A 17,876-nucleotide genomic window follows, 5' to 3' on the forward strand; every position below is an offset into this window, starting at 1 on the left:
TCACACTACACGCCCTGAAAACCCCCGGCCCCTATCCCGTTCCAAAAATACGTTCCACAAACCAGCCTCTTGGCCTTGTCCCCCCGCATAAGCTATAGGGGCTGAAACACTTTGCAGGAGCGCCGAAAATGGCCGAGGTCGAGCAGCCACAGATTTACCTGATCACCCCGCCCGAGTTTGAGCTGTCACAGTTCCCAGGCCGCCTTGCCGCCGTGTTGGACGCACATGAGGTGGCCTGTGTGCGGCTGGCCTTGGCCAGTCTGGACGAAGATCGCATCGCCCGCGCCGCAGACGCCTGTCGCGAGGTGACCCATGCCCGCGATATCGCCCTTGTCATCGACAGCCATCTGGCGATGGTCGAGCGTTTGGGCCTGGACGGTGTCCACCTGACAGACGGTGCTCGCACGGTGCGCTATGCCCGCAAGGAACTGGGCCCTGACGCGGTGGTCGGGGCGTTTTGCGGCACGTCGCGCCATGACGGGATGAGTGCGGGAGAATCCGGTGCCGATTACATCAGCTTTGGCCCCGTCGGAGTCAGCGCACTTGGCGACGGATCGCGGGCGGAAGCCGAACTGTTTGACTGGTGGTCGCAGATGATCGAAGTCCCCGTCGTCGCCGAAGGGGCACTGGACGGCGATCTGATCCGTCAATTGGCCCCTTTTACTGATTTCTTTGGCATCGGGGACGAGATTTGGCGGAACGACGATCCTTCAGCGGCTCTCGGCGCCTTGATCGGTCATATGTAACGGCTATCAGGTGATCCGGCGGTCTGGTGGCATTCCAGCGCGCACGACGTCTTCAACATGCTTGGCCAAAGCCTTACGGTTGGGGAAATCTGCCACCTTTACAGCAGGATGATAGACGATCTTCACGTGGCCCTGGCGCGCTGTGGCTAACACGCGCAGCAGATGCGTCCCAAAATCCATATCCCCCCACCAGCCGTAGAACCGGTGATCGCGCGATTCAGGGGCCGTGTAGATCAGCGTGACGGGCTGAATCTTCATCTGATCGCGCAAATCATGATTGAAGAACGATTGAAAAAGAGTTGTTTTAAAAGGAATAACGCGAACTCCGTCGGTCGATGTTCCCTCCGGAAAGAATAATAATTTGTGCCCGGCCATCAACCGCTTCTCAAACAGTTCAAGCTGTTGCTTGGCCTGTTTTGGATCCCGTGCAATAAACACCGTCCCGGTGATCCGCGCCAGCACGCCAATGCCGGGCCAGCCTGCCACCTCGGACTTGGACACGAAATAAATCCGTTTGCCCGCGTTCAACGCAAAAATATCCAACCAGGATGAATGGTTGGCGACCACAGCGCCTCGTTCACGCATGATCTCGCCTTCGGTTTCATAGCCAATACCGAATATCAACATGCACAGCCGACACACCGCCGTCGTGATATAGGGAGTGACGGGACGATGCAGGCCAAACAGAGGGCGTTCAATCAACCGCAGGATCGCGGTCAAGCACACACCGATGCTCAGGATCACTATCAGCGGAATAGCCCGAAGGATTATCAGGCTCCAACGCCATAGCGGGATCGGAGACAACTCTGGCTCCTGGTCAGGTTGCCACGTGAATGTCACCCCACAACCTCTTTTTGGTAAATGTTTTTTTGCTTTTCATTCATCCGCGTCGCGTCCATCACCAGACAGACATCCGTGGTGTTGAAACCGTGATCAATAAACGCGCCGTCACCAACATAGCCACCCATCCGCAGATAGGCTTTGATCAGAGCAGGCACCTGCATCATTGCTGCGCGACGGTCCAATTCAGCCTCGGGAATAAGGTTCATCGACTGGTAAGCCTCGCGTCGTGCCCGCACACGCAGGGTATCAGGGGCCAGGTGGCGGTGATGCAGCAAAGACAGCGGTTGCGCCAGGGCGTTTGCATCCGTGCCATGAAAACTGGCAACGCCAAACATAATTTCTATATTATGATCAGCAACATAACGCGCCAGGCCCGTCCAAAGATGGTACATGGCCATGCCGCCACGAAACGCCGGATCAAGACAGGACCGGCCCAGCTCCAGCAGTCCGCGCCCTGACGAGGTAAGCACGCTCAGGTCATATTCATCTTCCGAATAAAACTGCCCGGCCCGGACCGCCTGATCTTGGCGCAAAAGACGGTAAACGCCCACAACCTCATCCGGCCTGGTGTCAACGGTCAGAATAAGGTGGTCGAAATAAGGGTCAAACCGATCGGCCTCAAGCCCGCTGTCATGATCCACCAATGGGCCATCACCGCCCAGTTCCTCGACGAAAACACGGTAGCGCAGCCGCTGGGCTGCTTGTAATTCTTCCTGTGTTTCCGCAAGCTTAACGCGGAATTGCGGCTCTGTGCGGCTCATGATCCACCGGGTCCTCATCCTTGGCCGGGTTGTAGGCAAAGCCCCGCGGCTTGGCAACCGAAAGCCCCGGCGCAAAGCTCAACCTTTACGAGTATTAACCATTTGGTAAGATGAGGTATGACTAAGTGACAGGCAGAAGGGCGATGCGGCTGCCATCTATGACCACCTTTCCCGCATCGGGGAAGTTAACCGTGATCTTGCCACCGGCATTGGATTGCACCTGCCCCACGCCCCAATCCGGTTGCCCGGGATGTTCGACCAACATACCGGGTTCTAAGAGTGCGTTAAGTTCGATCATTTCTTGTCCATTCGGGGAGTTCGGGATCAGTTGACTTACTATAGCGAGAACCTCGCCGCCCTCATAGGGTCGCGTATCTGTCATGACCTGATCAGCCTGATCGGTGCGGTCAATAACGGCCTGGAACTGCTCAGCCTATCCGGTGCACCCGAGGGTCCGGAAATGGCCTTGGTCAGTGACAGCGCCGCCAGCGCTAATGCGCGTATCCGCTTGTTTCGGCTGGCTTTTGGCATGGCGTCGGACACACAGATCACCCGCGGGGATGAGATCCGCGATATCTGGCGTGGGGTGCATCATGATGGGCGTATCACACTGGATTGGGCGGGACCTGACAGCATGCCACGCACCATGGCCCGGCTGGTGGTTCTTGCGGGATTGTGTTGTGAAGTGGCTTTGCCTATGGGTGGAAACATTGACGTCAAACAGATTGACGAAAACTGGACGCTTACCGCCTCAGGCCCGAAACTGGCCGTTGATCCAGGTCTGTGGGATGGCCTGCTGGACCTGGGTGATCAGCGCGAAATCCAACCCGCCCACGTGCAATTCGTTCTGCTGCCCCATCATCTGGGGTTAATGGGACGCAGATGCAGCTATCGCGCCACGAGCGAAGAGTTAACCATCACGCTCTAGGCGCGGGTGGTTCCATCCCCATCCACCAAGTACTTGAAGCTGGTCAATTGCGCCGCGCCAACCGGGCCGCGTGCATGCATCTTGCCTGTCGCAATCCCGATCTCGGCGCCCATGCCAAACTCGCCGCCATCAGCGAACTGGGTCGAGGCGTTGCGCATCAAAATGGCACTATCGAGTTCACGGAAAAACTGCGCCGCGGCGGTGTCGTCTTCGGTGAGTATGCAATCGGTATGGGACGAACCATACTGACGGATGTGCGCGATGGCATCGTCGATACTCTCGACGGTCTTCGCCGCAATGATCATATCAAGATATTCGCAGCCCCAGTCGCCATCGCTGGCAGGCACCGTGCCGTCAATCTCCCCAAGCCCTTTGTCAGCCCGCACTTCCACGCCCGCCTCAATCAACGCCCGGATCACGCCCTGTCCGATTGTGTCGACCACATCACGGTGGATCAGCAGGCATTCCGCCGCGCCACAAATTCCGGTGCGCCGGGTTTTGGCGTTCAGCACCACCTCGATGGCCTTCGCCGGATCGGCCTCTTTGTCGATATAGATATGCACGATACCCTCAAGATGAGCAAACACAGGCACCCGCGCTTCGCGCTGGACCAACCCGACAAGGCCCTTACCCCCGCGCGGAACGATCACGTCAATCGTGTCCGTCATGGTCAGCATTTCCTGAACAGCCGCGCGATCGCGCGTCGGCACAAGCTGCACCGCATCCTCGGGCAGACCCGCAGTGCGCAGCCCGTCAACGAGGCAGGCGTGGATCGCGCCTGACGAATGGAAGCTTTCCGAGCCGCCGCGCAAAATCACCGCATTGCCCGATTTCAGACACAGCGCCCCGGCATCCGCCGTTACGTTGGGACGGCTTTCATAAATCACCCCGATCACCCCCAGCGGCGTGCGGACGCGGCGGATATGCAGCCCCATGGGGCGATCCCATTCGGCCAAGACCTCGCCCACCGGATCATCCTGCCCCGCTACGGCGCGCAGACCGTCAACGATGCCCTGAATGCGGTCTTCGGTCAGCTTCAGACGGTCCATCATGGCGTCTGACAGCCCTTTATCGCGGCCAAACACCATGTCCTGATCATTGGCTTCAATGATCTCGGCACGACGCGCCCAGACAGCATCAGCGGCCGCGTTCAGCGCCTGCGCCTTGGCCTCTGGTGATGCGACAGCCAAAGCGGTGGCAGCCGCTTGTGCGCGGGAACCTATTTCAGCCATCAGGGCGGGAATGTTCTCAAGATCTTTCATCGGGTCATACCTTGGGTCAAAGCAGGGTCAGTCTAGCATCAGGGTGGCTTAGAACGCCATATCATCGCGGTGGATCAATGGGCCACGGGCCGGATGGCCCAGAACCTCTTCGATCTGATCGCTACGCAAACCGCGAATTCTATCGGCGTCATCCGCGTCATACCGGGTCAATCCCTGGCCCAGCGGTTGCCCCGCCTCATCCATTACAGCCACCGGATCACCGCGCAGAAATGCACCGCGCACCGCCACGACTCCGGCAGGCAACAGGCTGCTGCCGCCTTTCAAGGCTTTGATAGCACCGGCATCCAGCACCACCTCGCCCTTTGGCTTCATTGCCGCGATCCAGGCTTTGCGTTTCTGCTGCGGGTCGCCCTGAGCACGGAACCACGTGGCCGCAGCACCGGCTTCCAGCGCGGCAATCGGGTTCAACACAGAGCCTTCGGTAATGGCCATATCACAGCCCCCGGCCATGGCCGTCTTAGCTGCCATCAGCTTGGTCTTCATGCCGCCTTTGGACAGGCCCGACCCGGCATCCCCCGCCATCGCCTCAATCTCGGGGGTGATCGCCTCGATCATGTCAAAGCGTTTGGCATCCGCATCCTGCGCGGGATTCGCCGTGTAAAACCCATCGACATCACTAAGCAGGATCAACCGGTCGGCCCCGGCCGTGACCGCCACCTGCGCTGCCATCCGATCATTGTCGCCATAGCGGATCTCATCCGTGGCAACGGTGTCATTTTCGTTGACGATGGGGATGACGCCCAGTTTCAAAAGCTGCTCAAGCGTGGCGCGCGAATTCAGATAGCGGCGACGATCGGTGCTGTCTTCCAGCGTCACCAGAACCTGCGCCGCCTTCAACCCATGCGCTTCCAACGCACGTTCATAGGCTCCGGCCAACTTGATCTGACCCACGGCGGCGGCGGCTTGCGATTGTTCCAGCGATAGATCCGCAGCAGGCAGGTTCAGAACTCCGCGCCCGAGCGCAATCGAGCCGGACGAAACCAAGATCACATCCATCCCCCGCGCCTTCAGCCGGGCGACATCATCGGCCAGCGCCTGCAACCACTCAGCTTTCAAAGCGCCGCTCTCGCGGTCCACCAGCAGGGCCGAGCCGATCTTGATCACCAGCCGTTTTGCGCTGTCTAGGGTTGCCATGTTTCCGGCTCATCGTCTTGCACTGCATAGCGCAGCTTGTCTTCGTCGATTTCCGACCGAAGGGCACGCAGCACCTCGGTCACTCCGTCGCGGGACACGCCGGACATCTCAAGCACCTGGCCGCCCACAGCCTTTTCCAAACTGGCCCTGGCCTCGGCCCGCGCGTCTTGATCCAGGGCATCAACCTTGTTCAACACGGTGATGCGCGGCTTGTCGGCCAGCGCGCCGCCATAGGCCTCAAGCTCGTGAATGATGGTGGCGTGATCCTCGACAATGGTTTCCGAGGTGCCATCGACCAGATGCAACAGGACCGAGCAGCGTTCGACATGGCCCAAAAACAGATCACCCAGCCCCCTGCCCTCTGATGCGCCATCAATCAGGCCCGGAATATCGGCCACGACGAATTCCACGCCATCCACGCCGACGACCCCCAGATTAGGATGCAGCGTGGTAAACGGATAATCGGCAATCTTCGGGCGCGCATTCGAGGTGGCGGCCAGAAACGTGGATTTGCCCGCATTGGGCAGGCCCAGCAGACCGACATCTGCAATCAGCTTGAGGCGCAGCCAGATCGTCCGCTCCACCCCCTCCTGCCCCGGATTGGCGCGGCGCGGGGCCTGATTGGTCGAGGTTTTGAAATGCAGGTTGCCAAAACCGCCATTGCCGCCCTTGGCCAGAAGCACCCGGTCACCTACCTCCATCAAGTCGGCAATCACCGTCTCCTGATCTTCATCGAGGATTTCTGTGCCCACGGCCACGCGCAGCACGATGTCATCTCCATCCTTGCCGGTGCGTTGACGGCCCATGCCGGGCTGGCCGTTCTTGGCGAAGAAGTGCTGTTGATAGCGGAAATCGATCAGCGTGTTGAGTCCATCAACCGCCTCGGCCCAGACCGAGCCCCCCTTGCCGCCATCACCGCCATCCGGGCCACCATACTCGATATACTTCTCACGGCGGAAGCTGATGCATCCGTTGCCGCCCGCGCCGGAGCGAATATAGACCTTTGCGAGATCGAGGAATTTCATCTGGGCTGCCTAAATAACGATATGGGAGTGCGATAGAGGGAAACGCCCGCAGGCTCAAGGCCGGGCGAGCGCAAGTGTGAACGTGCGAATGGGCAAATCGGCGTCGCGCGCGGCACAGCGCCCGATACAGGCCGCGCCCTCGACAAAGCCCAGCTTTTCCAGCACACGCACCGAACCTGGGTTATCCTCGAACACGCAGGCCTTCAGCTGTGACCAGGTCTTTTGCGCCTGCGCATGCTGAACAACAGCCTGCCCCATCTCGGTGGCATAGCCCTGCCCCCAATGATCGCACGCCAGCATATAACCCAGATCGCCGTCATCACGCACGCCGATCAGTCCAACAAGGTCATTTCCCAACCACGCGGCAAGAGAAATCGGGGCACCCGGAATGTTTTCGACGCAACGTGCGGCGGTGAATGCCCGATCCGCAGGCCAGGGCCAAGTCCCGGTCTGATGCACCACCTCGTAGTCGCTGGCGATTGCATGCACCTTGTCCAGATCAAAAGGCCGGACCGGGCGCAGCACAAGGCGCTGTGTGGTCAGGCCATCCTGCATCGGTCAGCCCTTCCGACTGTAGGTCCAGGTGGGCACATTGGCGTTACGCGCAACCGAGAACGCCTCGGCATCGCCGAGATATTCAAAGCCGCAATTGGTCAGCACCCGGGCCGAGGCCGGATTGTCCTGAAACACGCTGGCGAAAATGGTGGAACTGTCTTGCGGATTCACAGCGATAAGCGCCTCGACCGCCGCCGAGGCAACGCCGGTGTTCCAGTAAGCCGGGGCCACCCAGAAGCCGATTTCGGATTGATCACGGTCCATCCGCTCCAATCCGATCACACCCATCAGTTCGGCCCCGCCGGATTTGGAAGCATCCATCGCCCACACATCCTCGGTCCGATCATCGGCGTGGGTCCGGGCAATAAACGCCTCGGTGGAGCCGGGGGGAAGCGGATGGGGAATGTCAGAGGTGAAATTCGCCACCCGTGCATCGCTGGTATAAAGTGTGATCAGCCCGGAATCTGAAATGCGCAATGGACGCAAATCAAAACTCTCGGCCTCGATGACGGGCTGGTTGATAATCGTTTCCAGTTTCATGCGCTTTCTCCTCAAAGTGCACGCGAGGGGTTTATCCCCCGGACTTTCAAACTGGCGATACCCCAAGCGATCTTCAAGCACCTCCTCCGCGCTTGTGACAGACCGTGAGGACATCACCATCAAAAGAAAAAGGGACCGGCCATCTGCCGATCCCTTTTGATTTCAAAACCTTAAGGTCGGCTTACTCAGCGGCCTCCGCCACTGGCAGAACCGAAATAAAGGTGCGGCCCTTGAAGCCCTTGTGGAACTTCACGGCGCCTTCCGCAGTTGCAAAGATTGTATGGTCTTTGCCCTGCCCGACGCCTTCGCCCGGCCAGAATTTATTGCCGCGTTGACGCACGATGATATTGCCGGGAATGACCGACTGACCACCGTAGAGTTTCACGCCAAGACGACGGCCCGCTGAGTCGCGGCCGTTACGGGATGAACCGCCTGCTTTTTTATGTGCCATCTCGTCTCTCCTTAGCCTTTGGCCAGCTCTTTGGCCTGTTCGATCCAGCCTTCACGCTCGATCCGGCCTTTGAACGACAGTTTCTCGTCCATAGCAGCTACATCTGCTTCGGTCCATGCTGCGATCTGGGCAAAGGTGGTTACACCGGCCTCAAGCAGCTTTTTCTCCAGCGCGGGGCCAACACCCGACAGCTGTTTCAGATCGTCCGACCCGGCCTCGGCCTTGGCGGCTTTCTTGGGCGCGGCCTTTTTGGGCTCGGCCTTTTTCTCGGCCTTGGGTTCGGCTTTCTTCTCAGCCTTCTTGGGGGCCTCGGCCTTTTTGGCAGGCTTGGCAGCGGTTGCCACAACAGCCACCGAACCGGCACCCATCGCGGCCATCACGCCGGATTTGTCGCCACCTTTTTCAAGGATCTCGGTCACGCGCAGGACGGTCAGTTGCTGACGATGCCCTTTTGTGCGCTGGCTGCCATGCTTCCGGCGGCGTTTGACAAAGTGGATCACCTTATCGCCCTTGATCTGGTCCACCACTTCGGCCTGCACGGCAGCGCCGTCCACCAAGGGAGAACCAATGACCGGCTTATCGCCGCCCAGCATCAGAATCTCGTTGAATTGAACTTTGTCACCGGCATCTGCCGCAAGCTTTTCCACACGGAGCATATCGCCCGACTGGACCTTGTATTGCTTGCCACCGGTCTTGAGGACCGCAAACATGCGCATTTCCTTTACTCTCTCCGCATCCTGTGGTCCCCTGATCGGGTGTTCGCGGCCAGACTGGCCACCTCGGACAGCGCGCCCTGAGGGCGGTATTGATATCATCTCCGCGCAGAACCCCTGCCGGAATGCGCGCTTATTCAGGAGCCGGGCCTGAAAGTCAAGAGGATTGGCAATGAGATTTGCAAGGTTTTTAGGGGCCACCTTGATTTGTGCAGGGTGTGGCAACGGCGAAGCCAGCCATCTGCCCGCAAACCCATTACTGTTGCCAGTCTACGGCGCCTCCGCTGCATTGGAGAACGCCAGCTACAATGCCAAACGCCGCAAGGTCGAAAAGCATGTGATCAACCATCACACCGCCCTTCTTGGCGAAATTGAAACACAGCCCGGCCCGGCACTGGCGCAGGCCTATCTTCTCGCCGATGTCCCTGCCCCGGTTCAAGCCGTATTACTCGACCGCCTGCGCGAAGATATCGCGCAATACCGCGCCTCGCCCGAGGCGCTGGTGGTGGCACTAATGGTTCACGGAAATTCTTAAAGCTTTTCGCTCATCATCTGTTGAGAGACGGCACGGCCCAAGAGATACGAAATCTCCTCGTACATCTGATCGAAAGCCACAAAAATCGCCCGGTTCAACTCGCGCCCTTCGGGGCTGCGGTAGAAAGCAGCATATGCCTCCAGCTGCTCGGTCTCGAGCGGGCGGTACGCCATCGCCAGAAACGATCTCAGCCAATCCTCGGACGACCGGCGCAAATCTTCTTCCTGCGCCCAAACATCGGCCAGCATTTCGTCTTCTGTCATCTCGAACGCGCCGCCATCCGTCAGTCCACGGTAAAACATCAGGTCCGAATTCAGCGCCCCGGCCACGTTCATCTCGACCAGGTCGCTGTCATGGATCAACGTGTCGATCTGGTTCACGAACCATGCATCCGTGTCAGACAGGTCGTGATACCGATCCGCCGCGGCTGCCTCGGTATCCGCATCAAGAAACGCGCGCCTGGCCGAAACCTCCAGCATGACGATCTCGGCGCCATCTTCCGACTGGAAATAGTCAAGAACCGGAGTCAGATCCGCATCGCCCAGTTCGGCCTCGAACGCATCAGCGATCAGGGCGAACATCTTGTCATGGTCATAGATCCGCGAAACGGTTTGCGCCCAGCTGGTCGGATCGGCATCGGGCAGCAATTCGCTGGCGACGTCTTCGCCGTAATCAATGCCCTCTTCCTGCATGATCTCGATCGTATCCGAAATCTTGAGCGCCTCAAGCAGCGCCTCGATCTGCGGGGCACGTTCTGCCTGCACCGGCAAAGCCAGCAGCATGACAATGCACATCACCACACCAAGACGCATGAATACTCCCATATTTACAGGTCCTCTCCGCGTTGCACGCCCGCCATACGGTCGGCCAATGCCTCGAACCGGTTGGCCATCACCTCGTGCTGGATCGCGTTCATCAACTCGTAAACCTGCTTCATCTTCGGGTCCCGCAGGGCGTCGCGGTACGCCATCACATCCTCGTCGGATACATCACGATAGGTATAGGCCGCCGAGGCGAGGCTCGACTCTTTCAGGCTGTCGCGCAACTCGTCTTCGCCCTCGCGCAGCAGCGCGCGCAACGTGCCTTCGTCAATCTCGTTCTCCAGAACCCCCGCGTGAGAGGCCGCCATCAGAAACCGCACCTGCAACTCCTGAATCGCCCGAACGCCCGTGCCCGCGCTGTCCACCGCCTCGTTCAGCTGAGCCAATAGCTCTCCGCGTGTGCCCGACCCGGTGCCATATTCCGCCAGAAGCGCCTCGCCCTCTTCGCGTTTGGCATCGTCATCCTCAACCATATGCGAGGCGTTTTCGACCTCGACCAGCCGTTGCCCAAGGTCCGACGCGTAAAATCCGGCCGCATGGGCCAAAAGTTCATCCGACAGGGTTTGTTCCAGAATATCGAGCGCCATTTCATGCATCACATCAGAATCAAACACCTGCTCGGCCATGACCCGCCAATTGTCGCCGAAATCGCTGGTTTGCAGGCCCAGCATATCCGGCGCATGCTCAGCCGAGAGCGCAATGCTATCCAGGGCTACGTCAAAACCTGTCACTTCCAGGAATGCTTCCAACCGGTCGCGATCTGCCGCATGCCCCGGCGCGGATGCCAGAAAAGACACGGTGGTCAAAGCAATCAACAGGGTGAAAAAACGAGAGTGGAGAAAGGGGATCACGGACACAGTTGCTCCTGGATTGCCATGGACTGCCTTAAACCTATGCAAATTCTGCCGCCAGACAATGCAAAAGCCCTTGCCCCACCCCAAAAAGGCAATTACACGCAGCTTCCAGACCCCCGCGGAGAGGTGCCGGAGTGGTCGAACGGGGCGGTCTCGAAAACCGTTGTGGGTGCAAGCCCACCCAGGGTTCGAATCCCTGTCTCTCCGCCATTTTATCTTGCAACTAATTGGTAAATATACTTTTCTGTCAGCACAAAGCCGCGAGAATTCGTCACTGATCCAATCGGGCAATGGAGGATGGTAAGACGACAGGCACAACTTGGGTCTATGCCGCCAGCGAGAGCCGAAGCAGAGAACTTCGCAGCACCGGGAAAAGCCGGCAGCGCCGGACATCCATGATCTGTCGACCTGCAGCAAACCAGACATGGTTTACCCGGTAAGGAAATCCGTTTTGCGCGACCTTGTGATCATAGCCGGAGAATTCCCGGAGCAGGCGGATAAAACCGAAACGCCTGACCTAGATGCGGACCTGCGCGCCTATACGGATAAGGGGTTCCTGAACGTGTCTGACCTGCCAGAGGGGCTGGAACGTCTGCTGACTGTTGGTGCGGGCACTGTCTTGGCCACTGGCGGCGCGCCACTGGATATCGTTGTTCTTGGTGGTTACGGGGCACATCTTTGGAAAAACTGGAACCCCGAGCATACAACGCGACTGATGGCGAAATCCCGGCGCAAACTGTTGAACCTCATGCAAACCGAAGACTACCGACTGGCTGGCATGCTCTGGCTTGGTCAAAGTCACCCTGAGACGGAAACCAACAAAAACCGCGAACTTTTCACCAAGTTGGTGCAGAGGTTTCGCATCATGCTGGGCGCCCCCCAATTGCCGGTTGCAGCCACCGTGGAAGGCCCAAGCGCGGACGCCTACGTAGATGCGCTCGGGCTGCCAAACTACGTCAGCCTGCCACGATCAGCTGATACGGCCCCACCCCGCCTTCAAACCGCCGCGGCGCTGGCACATGCGCTGCAGGACGCCACGAAAGAAAGCACCTGGGCGACAAACTGCACCCGGCGGTGGTTGTGGAAAGGCAACATGTATGAAGCGTGGTTGTCACGACATGCCGAGCAAGAGGACAACCATTACATCGTCGTGTTCCCACCAGCGGAACCCGAGATTAGCGGCTTTGAGATCGCGGCCTTCGGGCAGGATGCGCTGGAAAAACGGGGCGCACAGGCGATTTTTATCCGCTCGCGACAGTCAAACTGGTTCCAGGACCGTGAGACCGAGGACCTATGCGCCGCCATCCGCGCAGCCATCCCCGAGGATGCGCGTGTGACCCTTTATGGGGCCAGCATGGGTGCTTACGGAGCGCTACTGTGCGCCGGTCTTTTACGCGCCGAGCGCGTGGTGGCCGTATCGCCACAATATTCCATCGACCCGAAGGTCGTCCCTTTTGAACGCCGGTGGCGCGAACACAGCGACCGGATTGGCCGGTTTCGCTATGATCTGAACGCCATGATGGCCCGCGATGCGCAAAAGCATGTTTTCTACGATACATTGCACCCTGATCGCAGACATATCGACCTTTTCGAGCGGGACGAGAATTTCCGGGCGCACTGTCTTCCCGGTGCGTCGCATCACATCCTGCGCTATTTCAAGGAAACCGGGACCATCGACACTTTCCTGTCGGTGCTGATGGATCCGGATGCCGATTTTGAAGATCTGATCCGCAAAGCACGACGGCAACGCCAGAACAGCACGATCTACTGGCTCACGATTTTTCGGCAGTTCAAGTTCACCCGCCCGGGTTTGGCAGCGACCGCGATCGAACGTTGTATCGAGATTGATGGACCAAGGCCGAAATACCTGAACAAGTTGAAAAAACTCGATCCGGAAGTTGTCCGAAACCACAGCGTCAACGCGGCCCACGCAGCGCGACGTAAAAAGCTCAAATCCTACTGACCGATGATCCAAGGAATCATAGGGTAAACGGGGGGGCAGCCCGAAAAACGGCGCTTACGACCAATAAGTTAAGGGATATCTGGTGCGGTCGAGAAGACTCGAACTTCCACTCCGGTTAAGGAACAGCGACCTCAACGCTGCGCGTCTACCAATTCCGCCACGACCGCACGTGATCTGGTAAGTAGCGCGTCTATAGGCAAAGCCGCCGGGCTTGTGAAGGCCAAAAATACCCGACCCGCTGGCGAAAATCGCAACGGCCTCCAAGACCTCTGCAGGCACGGATAACATATGCAGGTTCAGGAGCTCATAAAGGCGCAGGCAGTGATTCAAGCGATGGCCGAACAGCAGTACGGTTTGACTGGCGTTCAAGGCTGCACTCCGACACCCTCTTTCACGCCGGGGCGTTCCGCGCTATTGGCTCGGTCATGGTGGAATGGATCACAACCCCTGGCCTGACTGAATACGAGGCCGCCGAGGCGTTCATGGAAACGCGCGCCGCCCAGATCGCAGCGGGCATGGCCGAGGAATGCATCTGGCTGGTCGAGCACCCTCCTCTTTACACTGCAGGCACCTCGGCCAAGCCCGCCGATCTGACCGACCCGGATCGCTTTCCGGTGTATGAGACCAAACGCGGCGGGCAATATACCTATCACGGCCCCGGGCAACGGGTGGTCTATGTGATGCTGAACGTGGCCCGGCGCGGACGCGACGTGCGCTGTTTCGTGCGCCAGCTTGAGGATTGGGTGATTGCCACTTTGGATCAGTTCAATGTCATTGGCGAGGTTCGGCCCGGACGCGTTGGTGTCTGGGTCGAGCGCCGCGACAAACCGCTGACCGCCAGCGGCCAGGCCCCCGAAGACAAGATCGCCGCGATCGGCATTCGCCTGCGCAAATGGATCAGTTTTCACGGCATTTCCATCAATGTGGAACCCGATCTGGAGCATTTCAGCGGAATCGTGCCCTGCGGCATCTCTGAACACGGGGTGACCAGCCTGGTCGATCTGGGACTGCCGGTGACGATGGAGGACGTCGACGTCGCGTTAAAGCGCACGTTCAACACCACATTTCCAGACCCGTCGGCGTGATAGAAGGACGAGTCCGAAGCGGGGCAGACACGCAACCGTTCACTACACGATCGCGTGATCAGTCCGGTTATGCGTGGCAAATGATCGCTTTTGGCAAAATTCCCCCTGTTGCCTCTCGCCAGCACTCCACTACTATACCCCCAAGGACGCACGAGAAATCGAAACAAAGAGGTCATTTATGAAAACCTTACTGACAGCTACAGCGACGATCCTAGCTCTTGCCGCTCCAGCCATGGCTGAGGGCGACGCAGAAAAAGGCAAGAAAGTCTTTAACAAATGCAAAGCCTGCCACATGGTCAAAAGCGATGATGGCGAAGCGATTGTCAAAGGTGGCAAGACCGGACCGAACCTTTATGGCGTGATTGGCCGGGTCGCCGGATCCGTCGAAGACTTCAAATACGGCGCCGGTCTTGTTGACGCCAACGAAGATGGTTTCGTCTGGTCCGAGGATGAGCTGGTCGCCTATGCGGAAGATCCGAAAGGATGGTTGGAAGCGAAGGGTTACACCGCGAAATCCAAGATGACCTTCAAACTGAAGAAAGACGGTGCCGACGTGGCTGCTTTCCTCGCCGCCGCAGCTGCGGAAGGCTCGTGAGTCAACCGCATCTCTCACCAGCCCTGAGTGAGGCATGAGACAAACGGCCGCGCCTCTCGCGGCCGTTTTTGTTTGGAACAGGGACTTCACAGTGCAGTGCAAGCGCCAAACACTCAGTCACCATCAAAGCGAAACCGCACTAAGAATGACGTATAGCACATTCATTCAAAACGGTATTTATCGGTTTTCAGAGTGAAAATCCACATCATGCTTTCCGCATCGCATCGGATTTTCAGTGCCTCGGAAGAACACAGAAAATAATTCGCGAATTGCGCGACTCTGACGTTGCCCCGGCCCCTTAAGCATTCTAGAACCAGAATACAACGGGACACGCAATCACGGCATCCTTCGTGAGCGCAGATAACTACCAGCAGGAGGCACACGATGGCAGACGCAGCCATTCATGGCCACGACCATGAGGACCAGCGCGGGTTTTTCACCCGGTGGTTCATGTCAACCAACCATAAAGATATCGGTATTCTCTACCTAGTTGTATCCGCATTCGTCGGATTCATCTCGGTGGCGTTCACCATCTACATGCGGCTCGAACTGATGGAGCCGGGGGTGCAGTATATGTGCCTTGAAGGTGCTCGGTTTATCGCATCTTCGGCGGAATGTACGCCCAACGGACATCTTTGGAACGTGATGATCACCTATCACGGCGTCCTGATGATGTTCTTCGTGGTTATTCCGGCGCTGTTCGGCGGTTTCGGCAACTACTTTATGCCCCTGCAAATCGGCGCGCCGGATATGGCCTTCCCGCGGATGAACAACCTCAGCTTCTGGCTCTATGTGGCCGGGACATCGCTGGGTGTTGCCTCATTGCTTGCGCCGGGTGGTAATGGGCAACTGGGGTCTGGCGTTGGCTGGGTGCTTTATCCGCCGCTGTCGACCACCGAGGCCGGTATGTCGATGGACCTTGCAATCTTTGCGGTTCACGTCTCGGGGGCAAGCTCGATCCTGGGTGCGATCAACATGATCACAACCTTCCTGAACATGCGCGCACCGGGCATGACCCTGTTCAAAGTGCCGCTGTTTTCATGGTCGATCTTTGTCACCGCCTGGCTGATCCTTCTGGCTCTGCCTGTCCTGGCGGGCGCGATCACCATGCTGCTGACCGACCGGAATTTCGGCACCACGTTCTTTGATCCGGCAGGCGGGGGCGATCCAATCCTCTATCAGCACATCCTGTGGTTCTTTGGCCACCCGGAGGTGTATATCATCATCCTGCCCGCATTCGGCATCATCAGCCATGTCATCGCGACCTTCGCGCGCAAGCCTGTCTTCGGCTATCTGCCGATGGTCTGGGCACTGATCGCGATTGGCGCGCTGGGCTTCGTTGTCTGGGCGCACCATATGTACACCGTGGGGATGAGCCTGACACAGCAGTCCTACTTCATGCTGGCCACGATGGTGATCGCCGTCCCGACCGGTGTGAAAGTGTTCAGCTGGATCGCCACGATGTGGGGCGGCTCGATCGAGTTCAGAACCCCGATGCTCTGGGCGTTTGGGTTCCTCTTCCTCTTCACCGTTGGCGGCGTGACCGGTATCGTTCTGTCGCAGGCGGGTGTGGACCGGGCCTATCACGATACCTATTATGTCGTCGCCCACTTCCACTATGTGATGAGCCTTGGGGCCGTGTTCGGTATCTTTGCGGGGATCTATTTCTACTTCCCCAAAATGACCGGGCGGATGTATCCGGAATGGGCAGGCAAGCTGCACTTCTGGACCATGTTCATCGGGGCCAACCTGACCTTCTTCCCCCAGCACTTCCTGGGACGTCAGGGCATGCCACGCCGCTACATCGACTATCCCGAGGCCTTCGCGGTCTGGAACTACTGGTCGTCAATCGGCGCGTTCATCTCCTTCGCCAGCTTCGTGTTCTTCTTTGTGGTCATCACCTACGCCATCTTCCGCGGCGCGCGGGTGACCGAGAACAATCCGTGGAACGAGTACGCGGATACGCTGGAATGGACCCTGCCCTCGCCACCGCCCGAGCACACGTTCGAAATCCTGCCCAAGCAGGAAGACTGGGACAAAAGTCCGGCGCACTAAGCTGATGGCAGACTGAGCTTGAATGGCCCCGGATTGCTCCGGGGCCATTTCGTTTTAACGCCGCTAGAGTATGGCTGAGACCTGCTTCAGAGCCCGCAATTTCCGGGCACGTGCGCGAACCGATGCAGCCGTGTCATGCTCGGCTTCTTCCAACACCGTCCTGACATGCGGCCAAGCCGTTTTGACTCGGCATCCCAACATCACCTGCACATGCAGGCTCCATGCCCGCAGAAATGGACGCGGATGCCCTGAGTAAGAAGATGCCCACGCAATGGTTGCTTGGGCCTGATTTGGGTCCAGGTCCAGCCGATCAAGACACTGGCAGAGATGCAAAGCCGCCTGCCACGCTGTGACTTTCTGCAATACAGCCATGACGCGCGAGACCTGCTGCGGCGAAAGCTTGGCGCCATCCTCCAGCTCTGCTTTCAGGATCCAGGTCGCCCCTTGGGACAGAAGCTGTTCCTCATGGCCACAAAGCGCGATCACCTCGTCAAGGTAGCCCTCGGCATCTCTAAAAGCGACCCGGGCCTCCGACAATGCGGACACCGCAACGCCGTCAAACTCCCGCAAATATGTCTCAAGCTGCGACATGGGCGATCCATCTAATACCCGTCAGGCTTCCAGCCCAGGAACACCTTGGTGACCTCTTCGTGAATGTCCCACGTCACGCGTGAGCCGTCATGAACAAAGAGGCTCTCACCCGCCTCCAGTTCGGCCACCTCGCCCGTGCTGTGATCCGTGATACGGCAACGTCCTTCCAGCACAGTCATCAGTTCGTCCCCCTGTTCGGTGCACGCGAACACACCCTGCGTGCAGCGCCAGATGCCAAACCGCGTGGTATGTCCCGGCCCACCCTTGTCGATCCGGCCGGACGTTTTCGGCGCGCCCTCGATGATCTGATAGTTGCTGGCAGGGTTGTCCAATGGCCACGGCTCCAGCGGCCCGACATCCTGACCTGGTTCATACATTTTCAAGACGAAACCTCCTGA

At 58.6% G+C, this 17,876-nt stretch carries 21 protein-coding genes and 2 tRNA genes; 8 read left to right on the top strand and 15 right to left on the bottom strand.

Features of this window, described 5'->3' with window-relative positions:
- Positions 1 to 128: 128 nt before the first annotated feature.
- Positions 129 to 746: a thiamine phosphate synthase gene (locus V6N02_RS04720; RefSeq protein ID WP_371224338.1), complete on the top strand. Its 618-nt coding sequence runs from the start codon at positions 129 to 131 to the stop codon at positions 744 to 746.
- A gap of 6 nt (positions 747 to 752) precedes the next feature.
- Here V6N02_RS04720 and olsA read toward each other — a convergent pair whose 3' ends face one another.
- The 3 genes from olsA to V6N02_RS04735 all read right to left on the bottom strand — a co-directional run bounded on the left by olsA (position 753) and on the right by V6N02_RS04735 (position 2,648).
- Positions 753 to 1,586, bottom strand: a complete 834-nt coding sequence (gene olsA, locus V6N02_RS04725) for a lyso-ornithine lipid O-acyltransferase (RefSeq protein WP_478013479.1) — start codon at positions 1,584 to 1,586, stop codon at positions 753 to 755.
- Positions 1,583 to 2,350 (bottom strand): L-ornithine N(alpha)-acyltransferase, encoded by a 768-nt coding sequence (olsB, locus tag V6N02_RS04730; RefSeq protein WP_371224339.1) that lies wholly within the window; start codon positions 2,348 to 2,350, stop codon positions 1,583 to 1,585. Before olsB ends, olsA begins: the two co-directional genes overlap by 4 nt.
- Before the next feature lie 121 nt (positions 2,351 to 2,471).
- Complete coding sequence (locus V6N02_RS04735) at positions 2,472 to 2,648, bottom strand: DUF3553 domain-containing protein (protein ID WP_371224340.1); 177 nt, start codon at positions 2,646 to 2,648, stop codon at positions 2,472 to 2,474.
- Positions 2,649 to 2,678: 30 nt separating this feature from the next.
- Here V6N02_RS04735 and V6N02_RS04740 point away from each other — a divergent pair, with 30 nt between their 5' ends.
- Positions 2,679 to 3,278 (top strand): histidine phosphotransferase family protein, encoded by a 600-nt coding sequence (locus tag V6N02_RS04740; protein ID WP_371224341.1) that lies wholly within the window; start codon positions 2,679 to 2,681, stop codon positions 3,276 to 3,278.
- Here V6N02_RS04740 and V6N02_RS04745 read toward each other — a convergent pair.
- The 7 genes from V6N02_RS04745 to V6N02_RS04775 all read right to left on the bottom strand — a co-directional run bounded on the left by V6N02_RS04745 (position 3,275) and on the right by V6N02_RS04775 (position 8,976).
- A complete protein-coding gene (locus tag V6N02_RS04745; protein ID WP_371224342.1) occupies positions 3,275 to 4,540 on the bottom strand; it encodes a glutamate-5-semialdehyde dehydrogenase in 1,266 nt (421 codons plus the stop codon). The two genes, V6N02_RS04740 and V6N02_RS04745, sit on opposite strands and share 4 nt — an antisense overlap.
- A gap of 48 nt (positions 4,541 to 4,588) precedes the next feature.
- Positions 4,589 to 5,695, bottom strand: coding sequence for a glutamate 5-kinase (gene proB / locus V6N02_RS04750; RefSeq protein ID WP_371224343.1), 1,107 nt, complete (start codon positions 5,693 to 5,695; stop codon positions 4,589 to 4,591).
- A complete protein-coding gene (obgE, locus tag V6N02_RS04755; RefSeq protein WP_371224344.1) occupies positions 5,683 to 6,720 on the bottom strand; it encodes a GTPase ObgE in 1,038 nt (345 codons plus the stop codon). Before obgE ends, proB begins: the two co-directional genes overlap by 13 nt.
- Positions 6,721 to 6,774: 54 nt before the next feature.
- Positions 6,775 to 7,275 (bottom strand): GNAT family N-acetyltransferase, encoded by a 501-nt coding sequence (locus tag V6N02_RS04760; protein WP_371224345.1) that lies wholly within the window; start codon positions 7,273 to 7,275, stop codon positions 6,775 to 6,777.
- Positions 7,276 to 7,278: 3 nt separating this feature from the next.
- Positions 7,279 to 7,815, bottom strand: a complete 537-nt coding sequence (locus tag V6N02_RS04765) for a GNAT family N-acetyltransferase (protein ID WP_371224346.1) — start codon at positions 7,813 to 7,815, stop codon at positions 7,279 to 7,281.
- 181 nt (positions 7,816 to 7,996) lie between these two features.
- On the bottom strand, positions 7,997 to 8,266 hold the full coding sequence (rpmA, locus tag V6N02_RS04770) for a 50S ribosomal protein L27 (protein ID WP_371224347.1): 270 nt from the start codon (positions 8,264 to 8,266) through the stop codon (positions 7,997 to 7,999).
- A gap of 11 nt (positions 8,267 to 8,277) precedes the next feature.
- Positions 8,278 to 8,976 carry a 50S ribosomal protein L21 gene (locus V6N02_RS04775; RefSeq protein ID WP_371224348.1) on the bottom strand — a complete coding sequence of 233 codons (699 nt, stop codon included), beginning with the start codon at positions 8,974 to 8,976 and terminating at the stop codon, positions 8,278 to 8,280.
- A gap of 175 nt (positions 8,977 to 9,151) precedes the next feature.
- Here V6N02_RS04775 and V6N02_RS04780 point away from each other — a divergent pair, with 175 nt between their 5' ends.
- Complete coding sequence (locus V6N02_RS04780) at positions 9,152 to 9,514, top strand: hypothetical protein (protein ID WP_371224349.1); 363 nt, start codon at positions 9,152 to 9,154, stop codon at positions 9,512 to 9,514.
- Here V6N02_RS04780 and V6N02_RS04785 read toward each other — a convergent pair.
- Together V6N02_RS04785 and V6N02_RS04790 are read right to left on the bottom strand one after the other, a co-directional pair.
- Positions 9,511 to 10,338, bottom strand: coding sequence for a DUF2059 domain-containing protein (locus V6N02_RS04785; protein ID WP_371224350.1), 828 nt, complete (start codon positions 10,336 to 10,338; stop codon positions 9,511 to 9,513). The two genes, V6N02_RS04780 and V6N02_RS04785, sit on opposite strands and share 4 nt — an antisense overlap.
- A 2-nt stretch (positions 10,339 to 10,340) precedes the next feature.
- Positions 10,341 to 11,192 (bottom strand): DUF2059 domain-containing protein, encoded by an 852-nt coding sequence (locus V6N02_RS04790; RefSeq protein ID WP_371224351.1) that lies wholly within the window; start codon positions 11,190 to 11,192, stop codon positions 10,341 to 10,343.
- A gap of 117 nt (positions 11,193 to 11,309) precedes the next feature.
- Here V6N02_RS04790 and V6N02_RS04795 point away from each other — a divergent pair.
- Positions 11,310 to 11,399, top strand: a tRNA-Ser gene (locus V6N02_RS04795).
- A 241-nt stretch (positions 11,400 to 11,640) separates the two neighbouring features.
- Complete coding sequence (locus tag V6N02_RS04800; protein ID WP_371224352.1) at positions 11,641 to 13,152, top strand: alpha/beta fold hydrolase; 1,512 nt, start codon at positions 11,641 to 11,643, stop codon at positions 13,150 to 13,152.
- Positions 13,153 to 13,232: 80 nt separating this feature from the next.
- Here V6N02_RS04800 and V6N02_RS04805 read toward each other — a convergent pair.
- Positions 13,233 to 13,319: transfer RNA gene (locus tag V6N02_RS04805), tRNA-Leu, on the bottom strand.
- 258 nt (positions 13,320 to 13,577) lie between these two features.
- Between V6N02_RS04805 and lipB the strand changes: the two genes are divergently transcribed.
- The 3 genes from lipB to ctaD all read left to right on the top strand — a co-directional run bounded on the left by lipB (position 13,578) and on the right by ctaD (position 16,887).
- Positions 13,578 to 14,237: a lipoyl(octanoyl) transferase LipB gene (gene lipB / locus V6N02_RS04810; RefSeq protein WP_371224353.1), complete on the top strand. Its 660-nt coding sequence runs from the start codon at positions 13,578 to 13,580 to the stop codon at positions 14,235 to 14,237.
- 178 nt (positions 14,238 to 14,415) lie between these two features.
- The gene (locus V6N02_RS04815) at positions 14,416 to 14,832 is read left to right on the top strand and encodes a c-type cytochrome (RefSeq protein WP_371224354.1); all 417 of its coding nucleotides are present in this window, start codon (positions 14,416 to 14,418) and stop codon (positions 14,830 to 14,832) included.
- Positions 14,833 to 15,216: 384 nt separating this feature from the next.
- Positions 15,217 to 16,887: a cytochrome c oxidase subunit I gene (ctaD, locus tag V6N02_RS04820; RefSeq protein WP_371224355.1), complete on the top strand. Its 1,671-nt coding sequence runs from the start codon at positions 15,217 to 15,219 to the stop codon at positions 16,885 to 16,887.
- 63 nt (positions 16,888 to 16,950) lie between these two features.
- Here the strand turns inward: ctaD and V6N02_RS04825 are convergent, their stop codons facing one another.
- Both V6N02_RS04825 and V6N02_RS04830 read right to left on the bottom strand, forming a co-directional pair.
- Positions 16,951 to 17,478 (bottom strand): hypothetical protein, encoded by a 528-nt coding sequence (locus tag V6N02_RS04825; RefSeq protein WP_371224356.1) that lies wholly within the window; start codon positions 17,476 to 17,478, stop codon positions 16,951 to 16,953.
- Between the two features lie 11 nt (positions 17,479 to 17,489).
- Positions 17,490 to 17,855, bottom strand: a complete 366-nt coding sequence (locus tag V6N02_RS04830; RefSeq protein WP_371224570.1) for a cupin domain-containing protein — start codon at positions 17,853 to 17,855, stop codon at positions 17,490 to 17,492.
- Positions 17,856 to 17,876 lie beyond the last annotated feature (21 nt).

Source organism: Roseovarius conchicola (assembly GCF_041403425.1).
GTDB lineage: Bacteria > Pseudomonadota > Alphaproteobacteria > Rhodobacterales > Rhodobacteraceae > Roseovarius > Roseovarius conchicola.